The 14,489-nt window shown below is 46.0% G+C and carries 10 protein-coding genes; 9 read left to right on the forward strand and 1 reads right to left on the reverse strand.

What is annotated here, in order from left to right:
* Positions 1–94: 94 nt before the first annotated feature.
* Complete coding sequence (gene gltA, locus ACT6PV_RS05040) at positions 95–1,369, reverse strand: citrate synthase (protein WP_445115358.1); 1,275 nt, start codon at positions 1,367–1,369, stop codon at positions 95–97.
* A 944-nt stretch (positions 1,370–2,313) separates the two neighbouring features.
* Between gltA and sdhC the strand changes: the two genes are divergently transcribed.
* The 9 genes from sdhC to sucD all read left to right on the forward strand — a co-directional run bounded on the left by sdhC (position 2,314) and on the right by sucD (position 14,214).
* Positions 2,314–2,712 carry a succinate dehydrogenase, cytochrome b556 subunit gene (sdhC, locus tag ACT6PV_RS05045; protein WP_445115359.1) on the forward strand — a complete coding sequence of 133 codons (399 nt, stop codon included), beginning with the start codon at positions 2,314–2,316 and terminating at the stop codon, positions 2,710–2,712.
* Positions 2,712–3,077, forward strand: coding sequence for a succinate dehydrogenase, hydrophobic membrane anchor protein (gene sdhD / locus ACT6PV_RS05050; RefSeq protein WP_445115360.1), 366 nt, complete (start codon positions 2,712–2,714; stop codon positions 3,075–3,077). The genes sdhC and sdhD overlap by 1 nt, the downstream gene beginning before the upstream one ends.
* A gap of 12 nt (positions 3,078–3,089) precedes the next feature.
* Entirely contained in the window at positions 3,090–4,988 is a 1,899-nt protein-coding gene (locus tag ACT6PV_RS05055; protein WP_445115361.1) for an FAD-dependent oxidoreductase, read from the forward strand.
* A 14-nt stretch (positions 4,989–5,002) separates the two neighbouring features.
* Complete coding sequence (locus ACT6PV_RS05060; RefSeq protein WP_445115362.1) at positions 5,003–5,713, forward strand: succinate dehydrogenase iron-sulfur subunit; 711 nt, start codon at positions 5,003–5,005, stop codon at positions 5,711–5,713.
* A gap of 718 nt (positions 5,714–6,431) precedes the next feature.
* On the forward strand, positions 6,432–9,269 hold the full coding sequence (locus ACT6PV_RS05065) for a 2-oxoglutarate dehydrogenase E1 component (protein ID WP_445115363.1): 2,838 nt from the start codon (positions 6,432–6,434) through the stop codon (positions 9,267–9,269).
* Positions 9,269–10,486, forward strand: coding sequence for a 2-oxoglutarate dehydrogenase complex dihydrolipoyllysine-residue succinyltransferase (gene odhB, locus ACT6PV_RS05070; protein ID WP_445115364.1), 1,218 nt, complete (start codon positions 9,269–9,271; stop codon positions 10,484–10,486). The genes ACT6PV_RS05065 and odhB overlap by 1 nt, the downstream gene beginning before the upstream one ends.
* Before the next feature lie 62 nt (positions 10,487–10,548).
* A complete protein-coding gene (gene lpdA / locus ACT6PV_RS05075) occupies positions 10,549–11,985 on the forward strand; it encodes a dihydrolipoyl dehydrogenase (protein WP_445115365.1) in 1,437 nt (478 codons plus the stop codon).
* A gap of 159 nt (positions 11,986–12,144) precedes the next feature.
* Complete coding sequence (sucC, locus tag ACT6PV_RS05080) at positions 12,145–13,311, forward strand: ADP-forming succinate--CoA ligase subunit beta (RefSeq protein WP_445115366.1); 1,167 nt, start codon at positions 12,145–12,147, stop codon at positions 13,309–13,311.
* 12 nt (positions 13,312–13,323) lie between these two features.
* Positions 13,324–14,214: a succinate--CoA ligase subunit alpha gene (gene sucD / locus ACT6PV_RS05085; RefSeq protein ID WP_445115367.1), complete on the forward strand. Its 891-nt coding sequence runs from the start codon at positions 13,324–13,326 to the stop codon at positions 14,212–14,214.
* The last annotated feature ends 275 nt before the right edge of the window (positions 14,215–14,489 follow it).

The following is a 14,489-nucleotide window of genomic DNA, read 5'->3' on the forward strand; positions in this document are numbered from 1 at the left end:
ATTCATGTAAAATCAACAAAGATACTGCTGTCTTACACTAAAATCTTGTGAAATAAAAAACCACCCCGCAGGGTGGTCAGTCTGATCAGGTCGATCAGCGTTTGATATCACGCTGGGTTTCGCCAGTATAAAGCTGACGTGGACGACCGATTTTGTAAGCAGCACTGTGCATTTCCAGCCAGTGGCTGATCCAGCCCACAGTACGTGCAAGTGCAAAGATCACTGTAAACATTTCAGTCGGAATGCCAATTGCTTTCAGGATAATACCGGAGTAGAAATCTACGTTCGGGTATAGGTTACGCTGAATGAAATAGTCATCAGACAATGCAATGCGTTCCAGTTCCATGGCCAGTTCAAGCTGAGGATCGTTAATTCCCAATGCAGCAAGCACTTCGTCACAGGTTTGTTTCATGACTTTGGCACGAGGGTCAAAGTTTTTATAGACACGGTGACCAAAGCCCATCAGTTTGACTTCTTTGGTTTTTACTTTTTCCATGAAGCCAGCAACATTGTCTTTGGTGCCGATTTCATCCAGCATTTTCAGCACAGCTTCGTTTGCACCACCGTGAGCAGGTCCCCACAGTGCAGCAATACCGGCAGCAATACATGCATATGGATTGGCACCTGTAGAACCGGCTAAGCGTACAGTTGAAGTGGATGCATTCTGCTCATGGTCTGCATGAAGCGTGAAAATACGGTCCATTGCCTTGGCAAGAATTGGATTGACTTTGTAATCACGATCTGCCGGTGTGGCAAACATCATATACAGGAAGTTTTCTGCATAAGTCAGATCATTGCGCGGATAAACCAATGGCTGGCCAATCGTATATTTATAGGTCCATGCAGCCAGTGTTGGAATTTTGGCAATTAAACGCACAGCCGTGATTCCACGGTGATCAACATTTTCAACATCAAAACTATTGTGATAAAACGCAGATAGCGCACCGACAACACCACACATGACCGCCATTGGGTGCGCATCACGACGGAAACCATTGAAGAAACGGCTGACCTGATCGTGCACCATGGTGTGGTTACGCACTTTTGCATCAAATTCAACTTTCTGTTCTTTGGTTGGGAGTTCACCATTCAACAGCAAATAACAGGTTTCCAGGTAGTCAGTTTGTGTTGCAAGCTGATCGATCGGATAACCACGATGTAAGAGGATGCCCTTGTTTCCATCGATGAAGGTGATTTTAGACTCGCAGGAAGCAGTTGCCATAAAACCAGGATCAAAAGTGAAATGGCCTGAGGCCAGTACATCTTTAACGTCGATTACATCTGGGCCCAGTGTGCCGCTGTAAATTGGTAATTCAATTTCTTTGCCATCAAGCTGTAAAACGGCTTTTTTGCCAGTTGCTTCAGACATTCAATAGATCTCCTGTCCTGGTGAATGTTTTATCTGACTCGTAAGTGTCATTTTTCATGTACGGGTCAGACGGATCAAAATAGCTATAAGCTTAGTGAGTACTGAAATTTTGTCAATCATATCTATGGATAAAAAGTGACGCTGGCACAGTGGCTTAGTGTCGGATAATCACATGGGAGTATAAGTATGAAAACGTCAGTATCGAATCAGTATAATAAGGTAAATTCAGGAACAGGTGCAGAAAAATAATTGATCCTGACAGACAGGATCGGTTTTTTTGTCAGGGAATGCGGATGACGCTATTTCGGTTCAGAGGCAGTTACTCCGGTTAAAACCATATAAATTTCATAACTTACATTTGTGATGACCGAATATGGATAAGGAATAAGTGATGAAATTATTGAAATATTTTTTTTCATTTTTTATGTTGCATAGGTCCGGACAAGGCAGAACGGTGGCAATTTTCGGTTAAAAAATCGTCGGATTTTACAGTGCAGACCATCATGCTCTGTTCAATGCAAAAGCGCTTTGCTTTGACAGGGATATTTAAAAAATTGTCGGATTTTTGACCGATATCGGCATAATTGAGGAAAACAATGCAGAGAAAAGTATTTCTTTGTCTGCAGCTGTTGAACCGCAGGAGGTGTCAGTCATGAATCCGGCGGGAACACAATGATTTTCTATTGGGTGTAAAGCTTTTGAAAAATAACAAGATACACTTTTATTGTTTTATCATGGGCAACAGGGCGGGATTTGATTTAAATGTAAATGATTCTTATTTTATGAATTTAAAGGAAAAAAGCATCACGGCATCGTTTGTATTTTGATAACTCACGTTTTATAATTCAGTGATGTTTAAAAGTTCAGACATCATATTGTCTGACAATGCTAGCTTTCCTTCGAACTAATTCCAACAAACTCCGGAAGGAGTTTCTACTTACAGGATGCCCGCTGTGAAAAGCAACAGACCTGTCAATTTGTCCATGGGTCAGGTTTTAGAAGTCAATTTAAAATCACCTGTGGCTATTGCATCAATTCTACACCGTCTCTCAGGTGTCATCGTATTTCTGCTTGTACCGGTCCTTTTGTGGCTGCTGGATAAATCACTGTCTTCACCGGAAGGTTTTGCACAGGTTCAGGCAGTTCTGGGTCACTTCATTGTACGTTTCATCGTATGGGTATTTGTAGCCGGCCTGATTTTTCATTTTATTGCAGGGATCAAGCACTTAATTGCCGATCTTGGTTTTGCTGAAGAACTGCAAAGTGGCCGTATTGCAGCTACTATTTCATTGATTCTGTCTGCAATCGGTATTGTTGCAGCCTTTATATGGATTGTTCTCTGATGAAAAGTGCTACAGGTTTAACGGGCTCAGGCTCCCGCGACTGGTATATCCAGCGGGTCAGTGCTGTGGTACTGGCAGTTTATACAGTTGCCGTATTTGGCTGGATACTTTGTCACAGCGGTTTTGACTACACCCAGTGGAAAGGCTTTATGATGACATTGCCAATGAAGATTTTATCCCTGCTGGCGGTCTTATCTCTTGTTGCACACGCCTGGATCGGCATGTGGCAGGTCTTTACTGATTATGTGACGACACGTCAGATGGGTCCTTCAGCTTCCGGTCTGCGTCTGGTGCTGACCTCTGCTGTCATTATTGCAGTCTTTGCGTATGCAATCTGGGCGATCCAGATTTTCTGGGCGAATTGATAGGAAAATATCATGGGCGCGATAACCCCTAAAGAAGATTATACAAACATTCAAAACCTCACTTTCGATGCGGTAATTGTCGGTGGTGGCGGTTCAGGTATGCGTGCTTCATATCAGCTCGCTCAGGCTGGTCTGAAAGTTGCTGTATTAACAAAAGTATTCCCGACACGTTCACATACAGTTGCAGCACAGGGCGGTATTGGTGCATCACTGGGCAATATGCAGGATGATAACTGGCATTACCACTTTTATGATACGGTCAAGGGTTCTGACTGGCTGGGTGATCAGGACGCCATAGAATTTATGTGTCGTGAAGCTCCTAAAGTGGTTTATGAGCTTGAGCACATGGGCATGCCATTTGACCGGAATGCCGATGGTACAATTTATCAGCGTCCTTTTGGTGGTCACTCTGCCAACTATGGCGAAAAAGCAGTTCCACGTGCCTGCGCTGCGGCTGACCGTACAGGTCATGCACTGCTGCATACGCTGTATCAGAGCAATGTAAAAATGGGTACTCAGTTTTTCGTGGAATGGATTGCCCTTGATCTGATCCGTAACGAAGCCGGTGATGTGTTGGGTGTAACCGCAATTGACCAGGAAACCGGTAATATTGCAGTCTTCCAGGGCAAGGCAACATTGTTTGCAACCGGTGGCGCAGGCCGTGTTTACCGTGCATCAACCAACGCCTATATTAATACTGGTGACGGACTGGGCATGGCAGCACGTGCCGGTATTCCGCTGCAGGATATGGAATTCTGGCAATTCCACCCGACAGGGGTGGCAGGTGCCGGCGTATTGCTGACAGAGGGTTGCCGTGGTGAAGGTGCAATTCTTCGTAACAAGGACGGCGAGCCGTTCATGGAACGTTATGCACCGACCCTGAAAGATCTGGCGCCACGTGATTTCGTATCACGCTCAATGGACCAGGAAATCAAGGAAGGGCGTGGCTGTGGTCCCAAAGGTGATTATATTCTGATGGATATGACCCACCTGGGAACAGAAATCATTATGAAGCGCTTGCCGTCGGTATTTGAAATCGGCAAGAAGTTTGCAAACGTGGATATCACCAGGGAGCCAATTCCTGTTGTACCGACCATCCACTATCAGATGGGAGGCATTCCGACCAATATTCATGGTCAGGTGTGTGTACCGGTTGAGCAGCAGCAACAGACTGCACTGGTTGCAGGTTATGACCGCGATTCGAAAATATATCATGTTGATGGCGACCGTGATTTTACCCGACCGGTTAAAGGCTTTTATGCCATTGGCGAATGCTCCTGTGTGTCAGTACACGGTGCAAACCGTTTAGGGACCAACTCATTGCTTGATCTGGTGGTATTTGGTAAAGCTGCCGGTGAACATATCATTGACTATGTAACCAAACATCATGGCGATGACTATCAGCCACTTCCGGTCAATGTGCTTGAAAACACCATGAAGCGGATCCATCAACTGGATGATTCCACTGCCGGTGAAAATGCACAGGAAGTTGCCGATGCAATCCGTGATATTGTTCAGGATCATGCCGGTGTATTCCGTACTCAGGCCTTGCTGGATGAAGGAGTTAGACAGATTCTTGCCATTGAGCCACGGGTACGCAATATTCATCTGAAAGACAAATCCAAAGTCTTTAACACAGCACGTATTGAAGCACTGGAAGTTGAAAACCTGTATGAAGTCGCCAAAGCAACATTGATCTCGGCTGCTGCGCGTAAGGAATGTCGTGGTGCGCATACGGTTGTAGACTATGAACTGGCTGCGGATGATCCTAAATATTCATATGGCCGTCGTGATGATGAATGGATGAAGCATACCTTATGGTATTCATCGGATAATCATCTGGAATACAAACCGGTTCGTTTCAGCCCATTAACGGTTGAGCCCATTGAACCTAAACCACGTACATTCTAATCGGGAGAATAAAGATGAGTAGAGGCACTCGTACATTCGAAATCTACCGCTATGATCCTGACAAGGATAAAGCACCGTATATGCAGACTTTCAAGCTTGAGCTGACAGACAAGCACCGTATGTTGCTTGATGCGCTGCTGGCGCTGAAAGTGCAGGATGAATCACTGACCTTCCGCCGTTCATGCCGTGAAGGGATCTGTGGCTCTGATGGTGTCAACATCAACGGTAAAAATGGTCTGGCCTGTCTGTGGAACCTGAATGATTTACCTGAAAAGATTGTCATTCGTCCATTGCCGGGTCTGCCGGTGATCAAGGATCTGGTGGTTGATATGAACCAGTTCTATGATCAGTATGACAAGATTCAGCCATTCCTGATCAATAATCAGCCAGCGCCACCGAAAGAGCGTTTACAGTCTCCGGAAGAGCGTGATCATCTGAATGGTCTGTATGAATGCATTCTGTGTGCATGTTGTTCAACGTCATGCCCGTCATTCTGGTGGAACCCGGACAAATTCCTGGGGCCTTCAGCACTGTTGAATGCATACCGCTTCATTATTGATTCACGGGATACAGCAACTCAGGATCGTCTGTCACGTCTGGATGATCCATTCAGTCTGTTCCGCTGCAAGGGCATTATGAACTGTGTATCCGTTTGCCCTAAAGGCCTGAACCCAACCAAAGCCATTGGTCATATCCGCAGCATGCTGCTTGAGCAGGCCGGTTAAGATCGTATGAGCGAAGAGAGAGCGCAGTCCTGGGACATGCGCTCTTTTTTATGGCTGATGATTTTTTATTGAATACATTTTTATGCAACATACTTTGATTGAATATGCCTTTATGAAACAGGTCGGCTTTTATAGCCGGCGGACTTATTATTTTATCGATATCCGGTTTTTGCTTTTGTGATTGTCATATTTTAGTCATAAGCAATAAATCCGTCATGATTTTAAGGCAGGCTGTCTGCTTGAAATACGTTATAAAAAGCACCATATGTTATTTGATCATCAGGATTATGTATTTAGCTAATTTATGAATGGTATGTGTCAAAAAAATCAATCGAATGCCAGGATCATGTTAGGATTTATAAAATATTTTATATGTGAAAATAATGGCCTGACATACATTTTTTCAACATATGCCGATGCTGGATAAGTATATAAAATTGAATGGATGAGTCGTTTTAGAAAAGTTGCCCGGCCGGGGTTATTTTTCTAAGTCGATTTGCAAAAATTGCTCGGTCCAGATCGAGTATTGAAATGAGTGATGATACCGAAAGAAAGGTGTTGTGATTCGTCGAGCGCACTGAAAAAAACAGTGTGCAGAACGCCCGTGGTCATAGTGCCAGCTCAGGGTGAATGTCATTTTACCAATTTGGCATAATCAATCATGGGTATGCTTAAAAAGCATCCTGTAATGTTTTTGCAATAGGAAATGGGTCCACAAATGCAAGAAGTTGCTGACGCAATGCGTCTTGATACTGAACTTTCCGCTGATAGTGCAGCGTATATTGAAGAGCTTTACGAACAGTACCTTTCTTCTCCTGATCTGGTTGGTGAAGACTGGCGCAAATACTTTGATAAATTCCCTAAGGGCGACCAGCCACACGGCAATATCCGTGAGCAATTCCTGTTATTGGGCCGCAACTCAAACCGTGTCCAGCCCGTCGTTCAGGGTGAAGTCAGTACGGAGCATGAGCGTCGTCAAATTGGTGTTTTGCAACTTATTGCAGCTTATCGTAACCGTGGCCATCAAAAGGCAAATCTTGACCCACTTGGTCTTGCAGTCCGTGAAGACGTGCCGGATCTTGACCTTGCTGCGCATGGCCTGACCAAATCTGACCTGGACACGGTTTTCAATACCGGTAATCTGGCTATTGGGAAATCTGGAGCCACCCTGGCTGAAATGGTGGAAACAATGGAAGCGGTGTATTGTGCTTCCATTGGTGTGGAATACATGCACATTGTGGATACCAAAGAAAAACGCTGGATTCAACAGCGTCTTGAAGAAGCGCGTGGCCAATTTAATTTTACCTCCGCGCAGAAAAAACATATTCTGGAACGGTTAACTGCTGCCGAAGGGTTAGAGAAGCATCTGGGTAATAAGTATGTCGGTGCAAAACGCTTTGGTATTGAAGGGGGAGAGTCATTTATTCCAATGATGAATGAAATCATTCAACGCGCAGGTGCTGTTGGGTGTAAAGAAGTTGTGATTGGAATGCCCCATCGTGGACGCTTGAATCTTCTTGTCAATATTATGGGTAAAAATCCGGTTGACCTGTTTGGTGAGTTTGAAGGGAAGGCAATTCATAAAAAAGGTTCGGGGGATGTCAAATATCACCAGGGCTTTTCATCTAACGTGATGACGTCAGGTGGTGAGGTTCATTTGGCATTGGCATTTAATCCTTCTCATCTGGAAATTGTCGGGCCTGTGGTGGAAGGTTCGGTGCGTGCACGTCAAGTCCGTCGTCAGGATATTGGTGGTGATGACGTGCTTCCGGTAATTGTTCACGGGGATGCTGCCTTTGCAGCTCAGGGCGTGAATATGGAAACCTTCCAGATGTCACAGACCCGTGGTTATACGGTCGGTGGTACGGTTCATGTTATTGTGAATAACCAGGTTGGTTTTACAACATCAGACCCATTGGATGCCCGTTCAACAGAATATTGTTCTGATGTGGCTAAAATGATTCAGGCACCAATTTTCCATGTCAATGGAGATGATCCGGAAGCAGTCATATTTGCTACTCAACTGGCCCATGATTTTCGTCATACGTTCCGTAAAGATGTTGTGCTCGATTTGTTCTGTTACCGCCGCCGGGGCCATAACGAAGCAGATGAACCTTCGGCAACGCAACCGGTGATGTATCAGGCCATTAGCAAACAGTCAACCACTCGAACATTGTATGCCGATAAACTGGTTCAGGAGAAAGTGCTTGATCGTGCAACAGCAGACCAGATGATGGATGGTTATCGTTCAGATTTAGAAGCCGGCAATCATGTCGCTAATGCGCTTGTTCTTGAGCCTAACAAAAAAATGTTTGTCGATTGGACGCCATATTTAGGGCATAATTACACTGATGTCTGGGATACTTCTTTCCCGCTTGAGCGTTTAAAAGAGCTTGGCGAAAGCATGCATGCACTTCCTGAAGGTTTTGTGATGCAACGTCAGGTGCAAAAAGTAATTGATGATCGGCTGAAAATGCAAACGGGTGAAACGCCTTTGAATTGGGGGGCTGCTGAAACGCTTGCATATGCTACATTGCTGGATCAGGATTACCTGGTGCGTTTAACTGGTGAAGATGTTGGGCGTGGTACCTTTGCTCATCGGCATGCAAAAATACATAACCAGGCGGATGGTTCTGTCTATATCCCGTTATGTCATGTGAAAGAAAATCAACCGCGTTTTGCACTTTACGATTCATTACTTTCAGAAGAAGCTGTCCTTGCCTTTGAGTATGGTTATGCCACCACTATTCCGAATAGTTTAATTATCTGGGAAGCGCAGTATGGTGATTTTGCGAACTGTGCACAGGTTGTGATTGATCAGTTTATTGCTTCTGGTGAAACCAAATGGGAACGTGTGTGTGGTTTAACCATGTTTTTACCTCATGGTTATGAGGGGCAGGGTCCTGAACATTCATCTGCACGTTTAGAGCGTTATTTGCAGTTATGTGCTGAAGAGAACATGCAGGTGATTACACCGACAACACCTGCACAAATTTTCCATGCATTGCGTCGTCAGGCGATTCGTCCAATTCGGAAGCCACTTATTGTGATGTCACCGAAATCACTTGTTCGGCATAAACTGGCAACGTCCACGCTGGATGAGCTCGCAACAGGCACTTTCCAGACCGTGATTGATGAAGTGGATCAGATTAATAAAGCTGATGTGACCCGTCTGGTACTGTGTGGCGGTAAAGTGTATTACGATCTGCTTGAAAAGCGTCGTGAACAGAATCTGAACATTGCCATAGTCCGCGTTGAACAGTTATATCCATATCCAGAAGAACGTATTGCGGAAGTGCTGGCGACTTATCCGAATGTCAGGGAAGTTGTGTGGTGTCAGGAAGAGCCGAAAAACCAGGGTGCCTGGTTGTTCCTCGCCCCACGTCTATACGACGATATCATCAAATCCGGACAACACATTCGTATCAGTTACGCAGGCCGTGAAGCATCCGCTGCACCTGCCTGTGGCTCACCTTATTTGCATGCAAAACAACAAGCTCAGCTGGTCAATGACGCGCTTGCGATCACAGCTGATCAATCAGGAGATTCAAACTAATGGCAACCGAAATTAAAGCACCGGTATTCCCAGAGTCAGTTGCAGATGGAACCATCGCAACATGGCATAAAAAAGTGGGGGAACCCGTTTCACGTGATGAAGTGATCTGTGATATCGAAACTGATAAAGTTGTTCTGGAAGTTGTTGCTCCTGCCGATGGCAGTCTGACTGCCATCATTAAAAATGAAGGTGATACGGTTATTTCCGATGAAGTCATTGCACAGTTTGAAGCCGGTGCGGCAACAGGTGCAGCAGAGGCAACGCCGGCAGCAGCGCCAGTTGAAGCCAAAGCGGAACAACCGGCAGCACAGCCTGAAACTGCACCTGCAGCAGCCAGTGCTCAGACTGCTCAGGACCAGGCACCTGCTGTACGCAAGGCACTGACTGAAACCGGTACTGATGCTGCGGATGTCTCAGGGACAGGCCGTGGTGGTCGCATCACTAAGGAAGATGTGGTGAATCATCAGAGCAAACCGGCTGCAGCTGCGGCGGCACCACTGAGTGTGGCTGTTGGTGAGCGTATCGAAAAACGTGTTCCAATGACCCGCCTGCGTAAGCGTGTGGCTGAGCGCCTGCTTGCTGCAACACAGCAGACAGCCATGCTGACAACCTTCAACGAAGTCAACATGAAACCGGTCATGGAAATGCGTAAGCAATATAAGGACGCCTTTGAAAAACGTCATGGTGCGCGTCTGGGCTTTATGTCTTTCTTCATCAAGGCGGCGACGGAAGCACTGAAGCGTTATCCTGCGGTCAATGCGTCTATTGATGGCGATGATATTGTTTATCATGGTTATTATGATGTAGGTGTGGCGGTATCTTCTGACCGTGGTCTGGTGGTCCCTGTACTGCGTGATACGGATCGTATGAATTATGCCGAGGTTGAATCCGGTATTGCTGCCTATGCTGCCAAAGCACGTGACGGTAAATTGTCGATTGAGGAAATGACCGGCGGAACCTTTACTATTACCAATGGTGGTACTTTTGGTTCACTGCTTTCAACACCGATTCTGAACCCGCCTCAGACTGCTATTCTGGGCATGCACAAAATCCAGGAGCGTCCTATGGCGATCAACGGTCAGGTGGAAATCCTGCCAATGATGTACCTGGCGCTTTCCTATGATCACCGTCTGATTGATGGTAAAGAAGCGGTTGGCTTCCTGGTGACCATTAAGGAATTACTGGAAGAGCCGGCAAAACTTATCCTGGATCTTTAATACTTACCAATAAAATGAAATCCGGAATGGAGTGATCCTCTATTCCGGTCATGGAGATAAAAATGTCTCAACAGTTCGATTTAGTCGTCATTGGCGGCGGACCTGGCGGTTATGAAGCAGCAATTCGTGCTGCACAGTTGGGTTTCAAGGTTGCCTGTATCGAAAAGCGTATACATAAGGGTAAACCTTCATTGGGCGGTACCTGTCTGAATGTAGGCTGTATTCCGTCCAAGGCGTTGCTTGACTCGTCACATCATTATGAATATACCCTGCACGGTCTGGATGATCACGGTATTACCGTGGAAAACGTATCCTTTGACTTGCCGAAAATTCTTGCCCGTAAGGACAAGGTAGTGGATCAGCTGACCGGTGGTGTTGCTCAGTTACTTAAGGGTAATGGCATTGAGTGGCTACAGGGGACAGGTAAATTACTGGCCGGTAAAAAGGTTGAATTTACGCCATTGGAAGGTGGTGATGGTCAGGTACTGGATGCTAAATATGTGATTCTGGCATCCGGTTCCGTTCCTGTGAGTATTCCTGTGGCCAAAGTGGATGATAACCTGATTGTTGATTCAACAGGTGCACTGGAGTTCCAGGAAGTTCCTAAGCGACTGGGGGTTATCGGGGCCGGTGTCATTGGTCTTGAACTGGGGTCAGTGTGGCGTCGCATGGGTTCTGAAGTGGTGGTGTTTGAGGCACTGGACGCATTCCTGCCCATGGCTGATAAGGCACTGTCCAAAGAGTATCAGAAAATTCTGACCAAACAGGGCCTGGATATTCGTATTGGTGCCAAAGTTTCCGGTACGCAGATTGATGGTAATGAAGTCACTGTTCAGTATAACCAGGCCGGTGAAGACAAAACTCAGACCTTTGATAAGCTGATTGTCTGTGTCGGACGTAAACCTTATGCAGAAGGACTGCTGAGCGATGATTCAGGTGTCAAACTGACTGAACGTGGCTTTGTGGAAGTGAATGACTGGTGTGCGACATCTGTCGATGGCGTTTATGCGATTGGTGACCTGGTTCGTGGACCGATGCTTGCGCATAAGGCCATGGAAGAGGGTGTTATGGCCGTAGAGCGTATGCACGGTCAGGCGGCTCAGGTCAACTACGATACCATCATTTCCGTGATCTATACGCATCCGGAAGCGGCGTGGGTGGGTCTGACCGAAGAGCAGGCTGTCGAGAAAGGTCATGAAGTGAAAACCGGGCAGTTCCCATTTGCGGTCAATGGCCGTGCGCTTGCCGCAGCTGAATCTGCCGGTTTTGTCAAGTTCGTGGCAGATGCAAAAACAGATCGTTTACTGGGTATGCATGTGATTGGTGCCGGTGCTTCAGATATCGTACATCAGGGCATGATTGCCCTTGAATTTGTATCTTCAGTTGAAGATCTACAACTGATGACATTTGCACATCCAAGCTATTCAGAGGTGGTTCATGAAGCTGCACTGTCGGTGGATGGACGTGCAATTCATGCGATTCAGCGTAAACGCAAATAAAATGGGAAAGAGCGGTTCCGACCGCTCTTTTCTATTTTGATTTTCAGTGATTGTCGTTCTCTGGAGTGGACAATCATGTTATCGATTCCAATATTTACTGCAATACAGATCCATGTATTGGTCAGTCAACGTGGTCATAAGTCGTAAAAAGGTAATTAAATGAATTTACACGAGTATCAAGCAAAAGCGCTATTAAAAAAATATGGAATGCCTGTTCAGGAGGGTATTCTTGCGACCAATGCTGATGAAGCAGTTGCTGCATTTGAGCAACTCGGCGGAAAATTTGCCGTAATGAAGGCTCAGGTCCATGCTGGTGGTCGTGGTAAGGCTGGTGGCGTCAAGGTTGCCAAGTCCCGGGAAGAAGTTGCAGCGTATGCAAATTCAATTATCGGCACACGTTTAGTGACTTATCAGACCGATGCCAACGGTCAGCCGGTCAACAGTATTTTAATCTGTGAAGACGTTTATCCGGTCGAGCGTGAACTGTACCTGGGTGCAGTGGTGGACCGTTCAAGCCGTCGTGTGACCTTTATGGCATCGACAGAAGGCGGTGTTGAAATTGAAAAAGTCGCAGAGGAAACACCTGAAAAAATTATTAAGGTTGAAGTGGACCCATTGGTGGGCCTGCAACCATTCCAGGCACGTGAAGTTGCGTTTGCCCTGGGTTTAAAAGACAAACAGGTCAGTCAGTTTGTTACCATTATGACCGGTGCTTACAAAGCCTTTGTTGAAAATGATTTTGCACTGTTTGAAATTAACCCGCTTTCAGTACGTGAAAACGGCGAAATTCTGTGTGTGGATGCCAAAGTCGGAATTGATTCCAACGCGTTGTACCGTTTACCGCAGGTTGCGGAGATGCGTGATAAATCTCAGGAAAATGAGCGCGAATTAAAAGCGTCTGAATTTGATCTGAACTATGTGGCGCTGGAAGGAAACATTGGCTGTATGGTCAATGGTGCAGGTCTTGCGATGGCGACCATGGACATCATTAAACTTTATGGTGGTCAGCCGGCCAACTTCCTGGATGTCGGTGGTGGCGCGACCAAGGAACGTGTGATTGAAGCATTCAAGATTATTCTGGCAGATACGTCTGTACAGGGCGTCTTAATCAATATCTTTGGTGGTATTGTACGTTGTGACATGATTGCTGAAGCAATTATTGCAGCAGTTCAGGAAGTCAATGTAACTGTGCCGGTTGTGGTTCGCCTGGAAGGGAACAATGCTGAGCTCGGTCTCAAATTACTTGATGAATCAGGATTAAAATTAATTTCTGCAACAGGTCTGTCTGATGCTGCGGAAAAAATTGTTGCTGCAGTAAAAGCGTAAGGAGTATCAGTCATGAGCGTATTAATTAATAAAGACACAAAAGTATTGGTACAGGGTTTTACGGGTAAAAATGGTACGTTCCATTCGGAACAGGCCATTGCTTATGGTACAAAGGTGGTCGGTGGGGTAACACCGGGCAAGGGTGGTCAGACGCATATTGGCCTGCCTGTGTTTAACACCATGAAGGACGCAGTCCGTGAAACGGGTGCAGATGCATCTGTGATCTATGTACCGGCGCCATTTGTACTGGATTCCATTGTTGAGGCTGTGGACTCGGGTGTTGAACTGATCGTTGTCATTACAGAAGGCGTACCGACACTGGATATGCTCAAAGCCAAACGTTATCTGGAAACCAATGGTAATGGTACTCGTCTGGTGGGACCAAACTGTCCAGGTGTCATTACACCGGGAGAATGTAAAATTGGGATCATGCCAGGGCATATTCATCAGCCAGGCCGTATTGGTATTATTTCCCGTTCAGGTACCCTGACTTATGAAGCTGTGGCACAAACCACCAAGCTGGGTCTGGGACAGTCGACCTGTATCGGTATCGGTGGTGACCCAATTCCAGGCATGAATCAGATTGATGCCTTAAAATTGTTCCAGGCGGATCCGGCGACTGATGCCATTATCATGATCGGTGAAATTGGTGGTACTGCTGAAGAAGAAGCTGCTGAATTCATTCAATCTGATGTGACCAAGCCTGTAGTCGGTTATATCGCGGGTGTGACTGCGCCGAAAGGTAAGCGTATGGGACATGCCGGTGCGATTATTTCCGGTGGTAAGGGTACGGCGGAAGAAAAATTTGCTGCATTTGAGAAAGCAGGCATGGCATATACACGTAGCCCGGCTGAACTGGGTTCAACCATGTTACAGGTGTTGAAGGACAAAGGTCTGGCTTAAGTCGGTCGCTGGCTCAGCACGACTGAACTGAATCAGAAATGAACGTACTCCGGTATGTTCATTTTTTTTGTGCCTGATTTTTGTGCCCGGTTTTTCTGTATCCGGTTTTGTTGCAGGCGAGCTGACAGTCAGTCGAACAAATGGGACTGCATTTTTAAAAATGTGGTTTTCACTGGATATTTTGCATACCCAATAGTTATCCAGGCCATCATACATAAAATTTACACGACCCGGATTAGAAATATTTTCATAGTTAAGTACATGAAAAATAAATA

Source organism: Acinetobacter sp. WZC-1 (assembly GCF_052544965.1).